This window comes from Pontibacter sp. JAM-7, from assembly GCF_048548695.2.
Classification (GTDB): Bacteria; Pseudomonadota; Gammaproteobacteria; order Pseudomonadales; family Balneatricaceae; genus Neptuniibacter.
In genome coordinates, this window is sequence record NZ_JBLYIF020000002.1 from 80,678 (window position 1) to 97,659 (window position 16,982).

Annotated in this window: 12 protein-coding genes; 11 read left to right on the forward strand and 1 reads right to left on the reverse strand. The window is 52.1% G+C overall.

The window, feature by feature from the left end:
- Positions 1-13 precede the first annotated feature (13 nt).
- The 6 genes from ACFVYJ_RS02610 to ACFVYJ_RS02635 all read left to right on the forward strand — a co-directional run bounded on the left by ACFVYJ_RS02610 (position 14) and on the right by ACFVYJ_RS02635 (position 8,268).
- Entirely contained in the window at positions 14-376 is a 363-nt protein-coding gene (locus ACFVYJ_RS02610) for a phenol hydroxylase subunit P4 (RefSeq protein ID WP_419415455.1), read from the forward strand.
- Positions 377-400: 24 nt separating this feature from the next.
- Positions 401-1,462, forward strand: coding sequence for an NADH:ubiquinone reductase (Na(+)-transporting) subunit F (locus ACFVYJ_RS02615; RefSeq protein ID WP_419415454.1), 1,062 nt, complete (start codon positions 401-403; stop codon positions 1,460-1,462).
- Between the two features lie 431 nt (positions 1,463-1,893).
- Positions 1,894-2,826 (forward strand): WD40/YVTN/BNR-like repeat-containing protein, encoded by a 933-nt coding sequence (locus ACFVYJ_RS02620; protein ID WP_419415453.1) that lies wholly within the window; start codon positions 1,894-1,896, stop codon positions 2,824-2,826.
- A gap of 14 nt (positions 2,827-2,840) precedes the next feature.
- Positions 2,841-5,231: an efflux RND transporter permease subunit gene (locus ACFVYJ_RS02625; protein WP_419415452.1), complete on the forward strand. Its 2,391-nt coding sequence runs from the start codon at positions 2,841-2,843 to the stop codon at positions 5,229-5,231.
- A 67-nt stretch (positions 5,232-5,298) separates the two neighbouring features.
- Positions 5,299-6,933 (forward strand): DUF1302 family protein, encoded by a 1,635-nt coding sequence (locus ACFVYJ_RS02630; protein WP_419415451.1) that lies wholly within the window; start codon positions 5,299-5,301, stop codon positions 6,931-6,933.
- Positions 6,934-6,951: 18 nt separating this feature from the next.
- Positions 6,952-8,268, forward strand: a complete 1,317-nt coding sequence (locus tag ACFVYJ_RS02635; RefSeq protein WP_419415450.1) for a DUF1329 domain-containing protein — start codon at positions 6,952-6,954, stop codon at positions 8,266-8,268.
- A gap of 84 nt (positions 8,269-8,352) precedes the next feature.
- Here ACFVYJ_RS02635 and ACFVYJ_RS02640 read toward each other — a convergent pair whose 3' ends face one another.
- Complete coding sequence (locus tag ACFVYJ_RS02640; RefSeq protein WP_463254836.1) at positions 8,353-9,354, reverse strand: AraC family transcriptional regulator; 1,002 nt, start codon at positions 9,352-9,354, stop codon at positions 8,353-8,355.
- Positions 9,355-9,626: 272 nt separating this feature from the next.
- On the opposite strand from ACFVYJ_RS02640, the gene ACFVYJ_RS02645 reads away from it, so the two are divergent.
- The 5 genes from ACFVYJ_RS02645 to ACFVYJ_RS02665 are packed head-to-tail and all read left to right on the forward strand — an operon-like array spanning position 9,627 to position 16,525.
- Positions 9,627-11,405 (forward strand): acyl-CoA dehydrogenase, encoded by a 1,779-nt coding sequence (locus ACFVYJ_RS02645; RefSeq protein ID WP_419416050.1) that lies wholly within the window; start codon positions 9,627-9,629, stop codon positions 11,403-11,405.
- Positions 11,406-11,440: 35 nt separating this feature from the next.
- Positions 11,441-12,190: an electron transfer flavoprotein subunit beta/FixA family protein gene (locus ACFVYJ_RS02650; protein WP_419416049.1), complete on the forward strand. Its 750-nt coding sequence runs from the start codon at positions 11,441-11,443 to the stop codon at positions 12,188-12,190.
- A complete protein-coding gene (locus tag ACFVYJ_RS02655; protein WP_419416048.1) occupies positions 12,190-13,119 on the forward strand; it encodes an electron transfer flavoprotein subunit alpha/FixB family protein in 930 nt (309 codons plus the stop codon). Before ACFVYJ_RS02650 ends, ACFVYJ_RS02655 begins: the two co-directional genes overlap by 1 nt.
- Before the next feature lie 49 nt (positions 13,120-13,168).
- Entirely contained in the window at positions 13,169-14,815 is a 1,647-nt protein-coding gene (locus ACFVYJ_RS02660) for an electron transfer flavoprotein-ubiquinone oxidoreductase (RefSeq protein WP_419416047.1), read from the forward strand.
- 54 nt (positions 14,816-14,869) lie between these two features.
- The gene (locus tag ACFVYJ_RS02665) at positions 14,870-16,525 is read left to right on the forward strand and encodes a sigma 54-interacting transcriptional regulator (protein WP_419416046.1); all 1,656 of its coding nucleotides are present in this window, start codon (positions 14,870-14,872) and stop codon (positions 16,523-16,525) included.
- Positions 16,526-16,982 lie beyond the last annotated feature (457 nt).

Sequence of the window (16,982 nt, forward strand, 5' to 3'; positions counted from 1 at the left end):
TGAGAATAATAATATGTCCTTACAAGCAATCGTGCCCGATTATCAGGGTCAAGTCAGAGACCGGATGGAAAACTTTAACGGCAACCAGCTGGTATATGTTGGCTGGGACAAGCACATGATGTTTTGTGCCGCCTTTGCGTTTTCGGTTCCGCCAGAGCTGATTTTCAAGGCATTAATAGAAGAAGTGATGGCTGAAGGTTTTTCACCGCACCCTGAGTATCAGCAAGTGAACTGGGCAACCGCCGAGTGGCTATTGGATGGCCAGCCGTTTATCCCGCAGATGGATGTGGCGCTGAAGGATCAGGGGATTGGACATAAATCCCTGCTGCGCTTCCAGACGCCGGAACTGAAAGGGTTCCAGGGCGCTGATGTCTGATTTACGCCGCAAGAGTAGAGCATTATGACGTATGAAGTAACCATTGAACCCACCGGTGATGTAATCGAGGTGGAAGAGGGCCAGACGATTCTCGATGCGGCTCTACGGCAGGGGGTCTGGTTGCCTTTTGCCTGTGGTCATGGCACCTGTGCCACCTGTAAATGCCAGCTGGTTGAAGGGGATGTCGATCTGGGTAATGCTTCGCCCTTCGCCCTGATGGATGTCGAACGTGATGAAGGTAAGATTTTGGTGTGTTGTGCCACTCCTGAGTCAGACCTGGTGCTCGAGGCCGATATTGATGTTGATCCGGATTTTGCCGGTTATCCGGTGAAGGATTTTCAGGCCACTGTGCGTGAGATACGTGAGCTGTCGCCAACCATTAAAGGTTTTGTCTTTGATCTGGATGAGGAAATTGAATTTCAGGCAGGTCAGTATATCAACCTGGACATCCCGGGTGTCGAAGGACACCGCGCTTTTTCATTAGCCAACAAACCATCGGAAAATCAGCAGATGGAACTGCATGTCCGGCGGGTACCGGGTGGTGCTGGCACAGGGTATCTGCATGAGCAGTTGAAGGTGGGGGATAGTCTTCCTGCATCGGGGCCATATGGCCAGTTCTTCACCCGCAAATCTGATCAGCAGGATGTGATTTTCATTGCCGGTGGTTCGGGTTTGTCCAGTCCTCAGTCGATGATTCTGGAGCTGCTGGAAGAGGGCGACAACCGTCAGATCTATCTGTTCCAGGGCGCCCGCAATGTGGCTGAACTTTATAACCGGCAGATGTTTGAGCAACTGGATACTGCGCATAACAATTTCCACTATATCCCGGCGCTGAATGCGCCCGAAGCGGATGATCAGTGGCAGGGGTTTACCGGCTTTGTGCATCAAGCAGCTCAGGCTTATTTTGATAGCCGGTTTGATAATCACAAGGCGTATCTTTGTGGCCCGCCACCTATGATTGATGCCGCTATCACGGCGCTGATGCAGGGGCGGTTATTTGAGCGCGATATCCATATGGAGCGTTTCTATACCGCAGCGGATAATGGTGAGGAATCTACCCGGTCGGCCCTGTTCAAGCGGATCTGATACTGCCAAACATACTCGGTCTCCGATTTTAAAAGCCAGCAGCAGCTGGCTTTTTTATTGCCTGTTGCTAACGCGACTGCACGCTCATCATTTGCTCACCTTGGCTTTTGCGCATTTGATGATTTGATTAAAAAATGAATTTAGTCACTCGTCAAACTTAACAGGCGCAGGTGATCAAATCTAAATACAAGTTTAGATTATGCATTTAAGACACTGATTTAATTGATCTATTAATCTTGTTTCGGACGTTTTAAAAACGCTGGCATAGTGTTTGCTCAACCAGTAGTGAGACCTGATTGGGTTTCCTTAAATGGCTATTGGTGAAAACGATGACGTCGATAATTAAAACAAGACACGTCAAAGTCCGGCCGCTACATAATGTGCAATGCACATGGCCGGCTTTAACAAAAACAGTTTTAGGCTCTGGCTGCATGATGCTGGTACTAACCGGTTGTGAAGCCCCCCTTAATCTCGAAGGTGTGAATCAGGAGCTGCATAAAGAGGTGCGCCGCACCGACCAGTTCCAAGCACTGGCCACCAATGATCAAGGTATCTACGCCGTCGGCAACGATGGTCTGGTAATGATCGGTGATAAACACACTGCCCGCTGGCAGCGCTCTGCCATCCCCGGTGAACCCCCGTTGATTGATATTGCTGCCTGTCCAGATCAGAGCTTGATGGCGTTGAGTATACACAGACAGGTCTGGCGCAGTACCGACAATGCAACCAGCTGGCAGGCGATGGATGTGGATACATCCGAAGATCTGATGGCGGTCGCCTGTGCGCCAGATAACAGTGTCTGGGTCGTGGGCAGTTTTTCTACCATTCTGCATTCAGCTGATGCGGGACAGTCCTGGCAGGAACAGAGTCTGAATGAAGATGCCATGCTTACTGGTATCGAGTTTCTGGATTCTGACAATCTGATCGTCAGTGGTGAATTTGGTCTGTTGGTTCATTCAACGGACGGTGGTGTGAGTTGGAATGAGCCGCAATATATTCCGGATGATTTCTACGCCCATGCAACCCAGTTCATGACCCCGCAAGAGGGTTGGGTGGGTGGATTGAGTGGCAAAATTCTCTATACCCGGGATGGTGGTAGCAACTGGGAGCAACAGTCAACTCCGACCGAATCACCGATCTACGGATTTCTACGCACCGATACCTCTCTGTTTGCTTTTGGTGACCACAGCACATTGCTGCAGTACCAGGGTGGCGCATGGAGCAGTGTGAATTTTCAGCATCCACCGGTATATCTGCGTGCCGCCATGCAGTTACCTGACCACACGGTATTACTGGCCGGTGGGGCCGGATCACTGCTCTCGCTGGATATCAACGGCGACCAAGCCCGCCTGACACAAAAATAACAGAGGCCTGAACCATGGATAAACAATCCGCTAAGGCCCATAAGGCCACGCATTTTTTACACAAACTCGATGGGGTAGTGTTTAAACATCCCAAGATTATTCTCAGCATGATTCTGGCAATCACCGTGTTTTTTGCGCTGCAGATTCCCGGGGTAAAGATGTATTCGGACTTTGCCGACCTGTTACCGCAGGAGCATACCTATATCCAGTTGCATAACGAGATTAAGGAGTCCTTTGGCGGCGCTAACGTGATTATCGTCGGCGTTGAGGTGGAACAGGGCGATATCTTCAGCAATGAAGCACTGGAGAAGATCCATCGAGTAACGCTGGCAGTAGACAGCCTACCGGGGGTAAATCACAACCTGGTGGCCAGCGTAACCCATCGAAACTCTCGCAAGGTCTGGATGACGCCGGAAGGCAATGTTAACTCAGAGTCCTATTACGACCCTCAGGGCGGCGATATGGCAGCAGAAGCGCTGGCGTCGCTGCGCTCAGATGTGGTGGCGGATCCGCGGGTTTACGGACCGCTGGTGTCGCCGGACATGAAGATGGCGTTGGTTAAGGCGCAGTTGAATGAGGGCCAGCTGGACTATGCCGGTACCTTTAATTCCATTCAGCAGTTGCGTCTGAAAGAGTCTGCAGAGGGGTATCGTATCCATGTGACAGGTCAGCCGATGCTGGTTGGCTGGGCTTATCAGTATCTGGACCAGATCATTGAGATATTCCTGTTTACTGCCCTGATCATGATCGGTCTGCTGATGTTCTACTTCCGTAAGGCGTATGGGGTGTTGATACCCTTGGGTGCAGTGATCGTATCCTCCATCTGGGGCATCGGCATTATCTCGTTGTTTGGCTATAACCTAGATCCGCTGGGACTGGTGATTCCGTTCCTGATTTCAGCCCGAGCGATGTCCCATGGCATTCAGATAGTCGAGCGTTACTATCTCGAACTGAACGATCATGCTGATCACCATAAGGCGGCACGTTCGACTTTTGAAAACCTGTTCCGCCCCGGGAGTTTGGGGGTGGTGTCAGATGGGATCGGTTTGCTGCTGATCGCGATTGGCTCAATACCGCTGAATACCAAGCTGGCGCACTATGCCTCGCTGTGGGCCTTGTCGATCATCATTACAGTGCTGCTGGCCGTGCCGTTGTTGCTGTCGATTCTACCTAAACCGAAAAAAATCGAGATCCACAACAATATCTTCCGCAATGTGGGTTTTGGCTGCGCCAACCTGATCAGCAGCGAACGCGCTGGCCGTCATGCGCTGACCCTGGCGGCACTGCTGCTGGCCAGCGGCTGGTATTTCTCATCCCAGGTGGTGATTGGTGAATCGGAACCCGGTTCGCCGATCCTGTATCAGGACCATGACTACAACGTGTCATCCAAAGCGATAAATGACAGTTTCCCCGGATCGGAGGAGCTGTACATCGTGGCGGAAACAAGGAACAAGGGTGATATCAAAAAACCGGACGTGCTGGCGGCGCTCAGTGATCTGCAAAAGCATATGTTGCTTGATCCTGAGGTGGGTGGTTCCAAAGGTATCCCGGACCTGATCAAACAGGTTAATCGCTTGCTGCATAACGATGATCCGCGTTGGATTCAGATCCCTGATGATCAGATGTATGTCGGTGGTCTGATGTTCACCTACATGATGTCCAGCCCGATTCCAGGGGCACTGAATGAGTTTGTAGATACTGATGAGCGGATCGCCAACCTGGTGTTCTATTACAAGGATCACCAGGGTGAAACCATCCGGCGTGCGATTCATACCGCAAAACAGTGGATCGCGGATAACCAGAACCGGGTAGAGGGGCTGGAGATCCGACTGGCGGGTGGCACCATCGGCGTGACTGCTGCCATGAACGAGGCGGCATATGAAACCAATCTCTGGGTGCTGCCATTAGTGTTCCTGCTGATCTTTGCCATGGTGATGTTCTTCTATCAGTCACTGGCGGCGGGCACCATGATGTTTATGGCGATGCTGTTCGCCACCACCATGACCTATGCCTACATGGGCGTCACCGGCATGGGCATCAATATCAACACAGTGCCGATCATTGCGGTGGGTGTTGGGGTGGGTATCGACTATTCCATCTACATGATGGATCGCATCCGCGCAGAGATGGTGGCGCAGGGAGATATCACTGCCGCTGTCCGTCGGGCAATCAGTACCACCGGGCTGGCGATCAGCTTTACGGCGATTACCCTGATCTCCGGCATCGTCATGTGGGTACTGCTATCCGATCTGCGTTTCCAGGCCGATGCTGCACTGCTGCTGATTGTCATGGTGTTGCTGAATGGCGCTGCCGCGATGCTGCTGGTGCCGAGTTGGGTACTGGTGTTCAAACCAAAATTTATCTGTAAAGCCTATGCCGATGAAGATGGCGTAATTCACGCCTGACCTCAGGGCGCAAAATTATAAAAAAACACACAACAACCATAGCCAAAACAACCTGAAGGGGTTCTATATGCCAAAAACAATAAAAATGACCCTTAAATCACTTCCCTTGTGTATCTCAGCCGGGCTGGCTGCAACTGCAGCCGGCACTGTGCACGCTGAGGATATTGAATGGGCAGGGTTTGTGGAAAACGCGACTTACTATCGCGATGGGGTGGGAATGTCGAAATTCCGCAACACTGCCCAGGCAGAGTTTTTTCGATCGATCCAGTCCGATACCTGGCGTAATGTCAGCATCAATGGCACCTTAAGGGGCACCTATGATGGGGTATACGACCTGAACGATGATGAGTTCGGCAAGGATGCAACCCAGCCCTATCTGGGGGCTGACTGGCACGACAGCGATATCTCTTCACCGACTATTCTGTCAGCCGGTGTGCCATTTCCGTGTGAGAATGATCCGACCCTGTGTCATAACCTCGACGGCTATATGGATCAGGAAGAGAAAGACGCAAAATTCCCCGAGTTCAACGACCGCCTAGACTTTATCCGCGAGTTCTATGTGCGTGGTGATCTGCCGCTGGATAACGGTGATGTCCTTTCCGTGACTCTGGGTAAACAGCAAGTGGTTTGGGGCAAGACTGACCTATTCCGGGTGTTGGATGTGATCAATCCGGTGGACTACTCCCGCCACAATATCTATGACGAGCTGGAAGATATCCGTATTCCGCAGTGGATGGTGAATGCCACCTGGCGGATGGGTGCCACTGAAACCTTTGATGATATCAACCTGTCGTTCGTCTGGAACTTCGATAAGTTCCGCCCCAACAACCTGGGTACCTGTGGCCAGTCCTATAAAATCCTCGATGCGGGCTGTTTCTTCAGCTCACGTTTGGGACCCTGGCCGATCATTCACGATGTAGAAGAACCTAGCTGGAGCCTGAAAAACAGTCAGTTTGGCCTGAAGTGGGAAGGGGTGTATGGCGATGCCACATTCTCCCTGAACGCACTGCATTACCGTCAGCAGTTACCGTCTCTGCATTTCCGTTACAACCCAGCGTTTGATCCGTTGTCACCGGTGGCGCCGGGTAATACGCCTTTCCTTGAAGACGGTGTTTTCGACATCAAGTTCCCACGGGTCAACTTGATCGGTGGTGCCATTGACTACTACAGCATGAACATTGATGCCACCTGGCGTCTGGAGCTGGCCTACAGCGAAGGCGAAGAGCTGCCGCGTGATACTGATGGCCACAAAGAATCTGACATGTTGCGTTACGTCATTGGTTTCGACAAGAACCTGGTGATACCGGCATTGGGTACGAGCAGTGCCTTCCTGATTTCGGCCCAGCTGTTTGGTGAGCATATTCTGGATCATGTCGAGGATATGCCCAACGAAGAGGACAACTGGATCAGTACGCTGTTGTTCAAGGGCTGGTACATGAATAACCGTCTGAGTCCGCAGGTAATTATCGCCCATGATTTTGGTGGTAAAGCCACGGTTATCGCGCCAAGTGTGTCATGGACACCGGATAACCACTGGATGTTTAACCTTGGGTTGAATGTGAAAACCGGTGGTGACGAAACCTTCGCCTGGTCGGTTGCCGGCACAGAAACCTATGAGCCTCTGGCACGGTTTACTAATGGCCCGATCGGTGTTGCGAATCGGGAAGACGAGATTCAGCTGACAGTGCGTTACAGCTTCTAATAAATTTAGGGTATTCACATGTTTAAGAAAGTATTTTTAGCGGCAGCACTGACTGCAGCCAGTATTTCTGTTGCCCAGGCCGAGGCAGTTTCTGAAGAGGTTATCCAGAACTCTTTTTATCCATACGCCAATAGCCTGCCCAACGCAGAAGGCATTAAACCGGGCATGGTGATCGATGCTGGCAACGTTGAAACGGTTAAGGCATATCTTGATCCGGCGATGTACCAGTTCATCAAAAATGGTGATACCACCATTAAGGTGGGTGCAACCACTTCATTTGATCTGCACGCATCCTACGTTGATGCAACCCGAAGCCATGCCGGCAGCACCAAGCTGGGTGACCAATCGGGTCAGATCGAAGGCTCGGTAGCCGGTCGTCCGTTTCCGCAGGAACCCTCTCTGGATGACCCCCGTGCCGGTGAAAAACTGGCCTGGAACTATAAGTATGGCTACAACTGGGGTGATTCGGCGGTGATCATGCCGTTCTACTGGAAATACCGTGCCATGAATACTGGCAAGGTTGAGCGTACTGTAAAGTTCAATTTCCACTTCCTGAACTACACCCACCGTACCCAGCAGACACCCGTACCGGAAATTACGCCCAACCCGTCCGGTCTGTTCCGGGGAATCTATGTTCAGGTACTGGAGCCGTTTGATATCAAGAACACCCAGCTATTGATCCAGCGGTTCGAAGATGACTTGAAACGGGATAATGCCTACCTCTACCTCGGATTCCAGCGCCGGGTACGCCGTCTCTCTACCGGTCAGGTGACCGATTCATTCCTGGGTTCTGACCTTATGATCGAAGATTTTGAGGGTTATAACGGTCGTATCAGTGATATGGAGTGGACCTATAAAGGCAGCAAAAACATGCTGTTGCCCATGTTTAACCATAACGACCTGACACTGGATCAGGAAACTCATGCAGATGATGATGGTTATCAGGTGGTGGCGTTTGGTGATAAGGGTGGCTGCTTCCCGCAGATCACCTGGCAGTTGCGCAAGGTGTATGTACTGGAGTCCGATCCGGTCGATCCAAACCATCCGATCAGTAAGCGTGAACACTATATTGACGCGCAGACCTTCACAATCCCTCGCAATATTACCTATGACCGCAAAGGGGATATGTGGAAAAGCTGGCTGATCGGTCAGTCGCACCCGGATCATCACCTGCCGCAGAACAAAGGTACCGGGGTATCTATTGATGATGCATTCTCGATGATCGATGTTCAGGCAGATCACTGCACTACCGGTCAGTTCAAAGGCATCGTTGATCCTGTACTCACGCCTGAAAGCAAAATGACAGTACAGAACCTGCGCGCCTCCGGGGCATGATCTTTCGGTTTTGCTAGGCCCTTAACTGTTTGCCGGACATGAAATACTGTCCGGCTTTTTTATGTCTGGGAGCAACCAGGTCGGTTATTTTTTATAGAAGTGCGGGGTGACGCCGGTCCACTCCTTGAACGCCCGTGAAAAGGACGCTGCTTCGGTGAAACCCAGCATATGGGCAATACGGCCCACCGGGAGGTTACGCAAGGACAGCAGGTGAATCGCTGTGTCCCGTCGGGCGATATGTTTTATATCGCGAAATGAGGTGTGTTCGTCGGCCAATTTGCGGCGCAGAGTGCGTGAAGTCATGGCCAGATTGTGGGCGATCTCTTCAATCTGTAGATTGTGGAACTGCTGCTCAGCGGTCAGGGCATCCAGTACCCGCCGAGTGTAGGTTGGGTAGTAATTCTGTTTCTCAAACCAGTCCAGCGGTGCGCGGTGTAGATGTTCTCGTAAGCTGTTTCGGGTCTGAACCACAGGCCAGTTCAAACAACTGGCTGGAAAACTGAAACCCGATACGGACTGATCAAACTCAACCGGGCAGGGGAAGAGCAAGCGATACTCCCTGGCATGCTCAGGTGCAGGAAAATCAAAGGTGACCCGGGTTAGCGGAATGCGTTGTCCGGTCAGCCAGGCGGGAAAACGGTGCCAGATCAGCAGTAAGAAATCGATCAGCATATGCTGTACATCAAGGCTGGGATTAGTTAGTCGCATGGTGAAGTAAGCGGTGTCCTTATCTGCATAAAAATCCAGGATAAAGGCTTGAGTGGTTAGGTTATAAAAGCGGCACAGGTGGCGATAGACACTGCGCAGGTTGGGCCTATGTACCACCTGATGAGCCATCAGGCTGAAGACCCCGTGCCGACAGGGTTGCGCCGCCATGCCCATAAATTCGTCATCTTCAAGAGACCAGGCGGACTGCATCAGAATCGACAGCTGCAGAGGAGTAATGCGCATTCCGTCCGACTTCAGCATCGCTTCGCTTATGCCGGATTCTGGCAGCAAAATATCCGGCGCAATATTATGTCGTTTCGCCGCGGTGACTACAGCCTGCGCATAATGCATAGAGATGGTTTGGTTTTCATAACTCATATTCTGCTGCCGGGTCTATACTTAATCAATGTCCTAAAATGTTAAATTTACGTCTTTAATGATCATGGGCGCAACTACTATTTACTGGAAAAATAGCTGCAAATAATAACGAGCAGAGCAATGGCCAGCACGGCTGTGGTATTGCAGTTGGCACAGACAGACCCCTTCACGGCTTATGGTTTCTTGATACCGCCACCTTTCCTCTCGTTGTTCAGTCGTTAATTGTCGATGTATCCGGCCTGCCGAAAGCGAGCCATAAAAAGGAGTTGCTCATGTCTGAATATATCCACCCGTTGCGTGATGCCGCCTTTGTTCTTGAGCACCTGGTGCAGTTTGATCAGCTATGCCATGCCTCAGGCTTGGATGAAGTTAATCAGGAATTGGCTGAAACCATTCTGGAAGAAGCGGGGCGTTTTGGCAGTGAAGTGTGGGCGCCGCTGAATGAGGTGGGTGACCGTGCCGGGGCAAAAATAGCAGAGCAGGGGGTGGTTGAAACTGCAGGCTATGCTGACGCGTATCAGGCCTTCGTTGAAAACTGCTGGCCTACACTAGGCTTTCCAGAACAGTTTGGTGGTCAGGCCTTGCCCAATGTGTTGGCGACGGCGGTTAATGAAATCTGGCATTCAGCCAACATGGCTTTCGCTCTGTGTCCTATGCTGACACAAGGGGCAGCAGAAGCCATTCAGCATCATGGTAGTGAAAACCTGAAAGAGACCTGGCTGCCAAAGCTGGTCAGCGGTGAGTGGACCGGCACCATGAATCTGACGGAACCGGATGCGGGTTCCGATCTGGCCGCGATTAAAACCCGTGCCGTGCCAGAAGAGGATCATTATCTGATTACCGGACAAAAGATATTCATCACCTGGGGTGATCACCAGATGACCCCCAATATTGTGCACCTGGTACTGGCTCGTTTGCCGGATGCACCCGCCGGGGTAAAAGGTATCTCGCTATTTATTGTGCCCAAATTCCTGCTGGATGAGCAGGGTGAGCCGGGTGCGCTGAATGATGTTAGCTGTGTCTCCATTGAACATAAGATGGGTATTCACAGCAGTCCGACCTGCACCATGAGTTTTGGTGATAACGGCGGTGCAATTGGTTATCTGGTGGGTGAGGCGCATAAAGGCCTGGCTTATATGTTCACTATGATGAACCACGCCCGGCAGTCGGTTGGGGTACAGGGTCTGGCAATCAGTGAACGCAGCTATCAGCAGGCAGTTGGCTATGCCCGGGAACGGCTGCAGGGTACACGCTCTGACGGTCGCAAAATTCCGATTATCGAGTTTCCTGATGTACGCCGCATGTTGATGCAGATGCGCGCCTCCATTGAAGCGATGCGGGCACTGGCTCTGTTGGCAGCGGCTGAAGTCGACCGCAGTCGTCAGATACAGTCCGCCGAATCCGCAGCCCTGTGCCATGAAATGGTGGAACTCTACACCCCAATTGTGAAGGGTTGGCTGACCGAAATGTCGCAGGAGGTTACCTCTCTCGGCATTCAGGTTCATGGTGGTATGGGTTATGTGGAGGAAACCGGTGCAGCACAGCACGCTCGTGATGCACGGATCCTGACTATTTATGAGGGCACCACCGGTATTCAGGCGCTGGATCTGATCGGCCGTAAAACTTTGCGTAATAGTGGACAGACCATGGCCCGCCTGCTGGCTGACATTGAAGATACCTGCAAAGCGCTGCAGACAAATAACGACTTGCTGGATCTGGCCCAGGCGCTGTCCTGTGCCCTGGCCGATGCCCGCAAGGCCCTGGCCTGGGTGCTGGATAATGGCGCCCAGACTGCTTCGGCGTCCGGTGCCATCAGCATGGCGTATCTGATGCTGAGCGGTTATCTGTGTGGTGGCTGGCTGATGGCCAAGCAGGCGGCCACGGCACATGCGATGCTGCAGAAGGGGCCCGATAACAGCGCCTTCCTGCAAGCCAAAATAACCACTGCCAGATTTTACTGCCAACATCTTCTGCCACGGGTAAAAGCCTGCACAGAAACTGTCCTGCAAGGGCATGAGAGTGTGATGGCACTGCCGGAAGATCAGTTTTAACGGGGCGTTTGCAGCCGTCAGAGAGGAATATAAAAATGAAAATCTTAGTCAGCGTAAAACGCGTCATCGATTACAACGTGAAAGTACGGGTGAAGGCGGACCAAACGGATGTCGACCTGGCCAATGTCAAAATGGCGCTGAACCCGTTTTGTGAAATTGCGGTTGAAGAGGCGGTGCGCCTGAAAGAACAGGGCAAGGCCAGCGAAGTTATTGTGGTGTCAGTGGGTGATAAAGCGGTGCAGGAGCAGTTACGTACCGCATTGGCGCTGGGGGCAGATCGAGCGATTCATATCGAAACCGCGACCATGCCTGAGCCACTTAATGTCGCCAAACTGCTGGCCAAAGTGGTCGCAGAGGAGGCACCAGGGCTGATCATCATGGGTAAACAATCCATTGATGGCGATAACAACCAGACCGGCCAGATGCTTGCCGCGTTGGCCGATTGCCCCCAGGGCACGTTCGCGTTTGCGGTAGATCTGAGTGATGAGCAGGTTGCCGTAACCCGTGAGGTTGATGGCGGTCTGAAAACCGTTGCACTCAAACTGCCTGCCATTATCACCACAGATCTGCGCCTGAATGAGCCGCGTTATGTAAAGCTGCCTGACATTATGAAAGCCAAGCGCAAGCCACTGGCCGTGGTCACACCTGAAACATTGGGTGTCGACCTCAAACAGCATCAGGCATTGCTTAAGGTTGAAGCGCCAGGGCAGCGCCAGGCAGGTACTCGGGTCGACAGTGTGGATGCACTGCTGGACAAACTGAAAAACGAAGCGAAGGTGATCTGATGCGTACTCTAATTATTGCTGACCATGATAATAAGCAGCTGAATCAGGCGACCCTGAGTGTCATTGCCGCGGCACAGCAGCTGGGCAATGAGATTGATCTGCTGGTAGCGGGCGATGATTGTGCAGCTGTTGCCACGCAGGCGGCGGCGGTGGCAGGCGTCAATAAGGTGCTGCTGGCAGTGGATACAGCTTACGCCAAAGCCTTGGCTGAGAACCTGGCGCAACTGGTGTGTGCTATCAGTGGTGACTACAGCCATATTCTCACCGCAGCGAGCACTACCGGCAAAGATTTTATGCCCCGGGTCGCTGCAAAACTGGATGTGGGGCAGATCTCAGACATTATTGCCGTTGAGTCTGCGGATACCTTCAAGCGACCTATCTATGCTGGCAATGCCATTGCCACTGTACAAAGTTTGGATGCCATAAAGGTGATTACTGTGCGGGCATCTGCATTTGATCGTGCAGCGAATACAGATACTGTCGCTTCAGTAGAGATGATCGAACAGGTCTTCAACAGTGACCGTGCCAGTGTGGTGAAAGAGGAACTGGTGGTCTCAGAACGGCCCGAGCTCAGTAGCGCGCGGGTGGTGGTCTCTGGTGGCCGCGGACTGGGCAGTGCCGAAAATTTCGACCTGCTCGCCAAGGTTGCCGACAAGCTGGATGCCGCCATTGGCGCTTCCCGTGCTGCCGTCGATGCCGGTTATGTCAGCAATGATCTGCAGGTGGGCCAGACCGGTAAAATTGTTGCGCCTGACTTGTATATAGCCGTTGGTATCTCCGGTGCCATTCAGCATCTGGCTGGCATGAAAGAATCCAAGGTTATTGTGGCCATCAATAAGGATGAGGAAGCCCCAATTTTTCAGGTGGCAGACTACGGCCTTGTGGGTGATCTGTTTGACATTTTGCCAGAGCTGGAAAGCAAGCTCTGAATAACAAGGCTCTAAAACGCAGAGCAAACGATTGTATAGAGAGGGTGTTATGCGCGAATCCATGGAGTTTGATGTTGTTGTTGTCGGCGCAGGCCCGGCGGGTTTATCCGCAGCCTGCCGCCTGATGCAGCAGGCTCAGGATAAAGACCGGGAATTGTCTGTCTGTGTGGTAGAAAAGGGCTCTGAAGTGGGCGCGCATATCCTGTCTGGCGCGGTGATTGAAAGTCGTGCTCTGGATGAGCTTTTTCCTGATTGGCAGGCACGTGGCGCACCGCTGAATACTGCGGTTACGCAAGATGAAGTTTACCTGCTGTCAGATGCACAGCAGGGCCGACAACTGCCCAATGCGCTGGTGCCAAAAACCATGCATAACCAGGGCAATTATATCGTTAGCCTGGGCAACCTGTGCCGTTGGCTGGCAGAGCAGGCGGAGCAGCTAGGGGTTGAGGTATTTCCTGGTTTTGCAGCAGCCGAAGTGCTCTATCATGATGACGGCAGTGTTAAAGGCATTGCCACGGGGGATATGGGCATTACTGCGGAAGGTAAGCAGGGGCCTAATTATATGGCAGGCATGGAACTGCATGCCAAGTACACTCTGTTTGCCGAGGGTTGTCGCGGTCACCTTGGGAAACAATTGATCAGTCGTTTCGAGCTGGACACTGATGCCGATGCTCAGCACTATGCGATAGGTTTCAAGGAGTTATGGCAGGTTCCTGCTGAGCAACATCAGCCCGGACTGGTGGTTCACGGTACCGGCTGGCCATTGGCCGGCGACAGCTCCGGTGGTTTTTTTCTCTACCATCTTGAAAACCACGAAGTGGTGGTCGGACTGATTATTGACCTTAATTACACCAATCCTTGGTTGAGTACCTTTGATGAATTCCAGCGTTTGAAACATCATCCGGTGCTGGCGAAACATCTGGCCGGTGGCAATCGGTTGTCCTATGGTGCTCGCGCCATTACTAAAGGCGGTTTTAATGCACTGCCAAAAATGACGTTCCCTGGAGGGCTATTGATCGGCTGCAATGCCGGTACACTGAATTTCAGCAAGATCAAGGGCACCCATACCGCGATGAAATCCGGCATGCTGGCAGCTGAATCCGTATTTGAAGCACTCACTACTGATACCGATGCCCCGCGGGAACTGAGCAGCTATGCCGATAAGTTTGCTCAGAGCTGGCTGTATGACGAACTGTTCAGGTCGCGTAACTTTGGTCCGGCACTGCACAAGTTTGGTCCGATCCTGGGAGGCGCATTTAATTTTGTCGATCAGAATCTGTTTGCCGGCAAGCTGCCATTTACCCTGCATGATACGGATGCTGATCACAGCAGAATGCTACCGGCTGATCAGACGACGCCAATCGAATATCCGAAGCCAGACGGTGAACTCAGCTTTGACAAGCTATCCTCGGTGTTTATCTCTAATACCAACCATGAAGAGAATCAGCCTTGCCACCTGCAACTGACTGACCCGGCCCTGCCTGTGGGCGACAATCTGAAGCGTTTTCAGGAGCCGGCTCAGCGTTACTGTCCGGCGGGGGTGTATGAAATCATCGAAGAAACTGATGGGCCACGCTTCCAGATAAATGCGCAAAACTGCATCCATTGCAAAACCTGCGACATCAAAGATCCGGCACAGAATATTACCTGGGTGGTACCTGAGGGTGGTGGAGGCCCCAATTACCCGAATATGTAACAGCACCGAGAGGGGGGTGCCCCCGTTGTTACCTGGCTTCTGCAGATAAATACTATGCCAAAGAAACGTCTGATAGATCAGTTCAACCTGAGGTCCCGGTTACATTTTGACATTGAAAAAGGCCAGATCTGGCTAGACCAGAACCGGATGATGCTGCTGCATGCATCAGCCTTTGCCGAACTGCGCCGTGACCTGATAGAAAACTATGGGGTTGAGCGTGCCAAGGGCACGCTGTTGCGAATGGGATTTGCCTCCGGTCAGCAGGATGCTGCTATGGCCTATAAGCTGTTTGGTGAAGGGGACAATTACGAAGTTTTTCGTATTGGCCCTGAACTGCACGGCTTTGAAGGAGTGGTTCAGGCAGAAGTGATCGATGCGGATATTGACTGGGAGGCCGGCATTTTTTTTGGCCGCGCCATCTGCCATGAATCCCTGGAAGCTGAATGTCACCTGCGCCATTTTGGTCCCAGCAATCACGCTATCTGCTGGGCGCTGGCCGGTTATGCATCGGGTTATGTCACGGGTTTCTTCAAACGCTTTATTGTTTTCAAAGAAACCAAATGTGTTGCCAAAGGTGACGATCACTGCCTGCTGGTTGGCAAACCGGCGGATGCCTGGGAAGACCAGCACTACATCAACCTGTTCCGTTCCGAGCAGGTACAGCAAGATCTGGTGGATATCGAGCAGGAGCTGAAAACCTTGCGCGGTAAACGCAGTAAACCGCCAACTCAGGGCAATCTGGTTGGCGAATCACCGGGGTTTCTGCAGTGTTTTGATATGCTCAGTCGCGCTGCAAAAGCGCCCATTTCAGTGTTAATTCTTGGTGAAACCGGGGTTGGCAAAGAGGTATTTGCCAGGTGGCTGCATGACAACAGTGACCGCAATGCAGCGCCCTTTGTGCCGATTAACTGCGGGGCAATACCGGCAGAGTTAATTGAGGCTGAACTGTTTGGCGTCAGCCAAGGAGCTTTTACCGGGGCTCAACAATCACGACCGGGTAAATTTGAACGTGCCGATGGGGGAACACTGTTTCTGGACGAGTTGGGCGAGCTATCACCAGCGGCGCAGGTCAAGCTGCTGCGGGTACTGCAAACCGGTGAGGTTGAGCGTCTGGGTGATAACAAGATCCGCAAGGTGAATGTCCGTCTGGTTGCCGCCACCAATGTCGATCTCAACAGCATGATTGCGGATGGTCGCTTTCGTTCGGATCTCTATTACCGGCTCTCAGCCTATCCAGTCGAAATTCCGCCGCTACGTGAGCGCAGCCAGGATATAAAACTGTTGATACAGGCGATGCTGGAAAAGTACGCCCCACTGTATGACAAAAAAGTCAAAGGGGTCACCGACGAGGCGATGGCAGAGCTGGTGCACTATCACTGGCCAGGCAATGTCAGGCAGCTTGAAAATGTCATTGAGCGGGCAATTCTGTTACTGCCGGATAATGGCATGCTGGGACTTGAGCAGCTCAAGATACAGACCGAACAAAAAATGCTGGCCTCGGTCAGCTCCGATGGGGTGGTCAGTGAGGATCGCCCGGCCTGTCTGGGCATGCAGCTTGATGAATTGTCAGATACTGACCTCAATCTGGAGCGGCATGCAAACCGTTTGCTGGATCAAGCCATGAAACGCGCCGGAGGCAATGTGGCAGCAGCTTCCCGCTTGCTGGGTCTGACCCGGCGCCAGGTGGCCTACAAACTGGCCAAGCGCTGATTGCCGGGCTTGCCCGATTCTCTGGCCGGGCTTAACACTTATATTTTCTCTCCCCTGGTTTAATCAGCGGACATACTGCAACAGCCCGCGATGCCGGAACCTGTTTGCCTGCATCGTTATTCCGATGACTCTCCTTGTGTATTTCTTCACGCTGGGTAAAAAGCTGTCGGTGATGCTCAGCCTGTAAATCTATTTTTCGTCTAAGCTTGATTCTTAAGTATATGTTTATAAACAGTTTTTTAGTTCTATGGTGGGCTTTTCAAGCAATACCTTTTTGGTATTGAGAAAGCGACTTAAATGTATTGGATGGGTATTGGAATTCTGAATTACAGTAATTCCTGTAAGCATTTTCATCACTTGATAAAAGAGCCGTCTGCCGGTCAGGGGTTTAAACCCAAGCTACAAGCAAAGGATTCGCACTCTTTTTTGTGGTCTGACCGGCAATTTTTGGCGATGG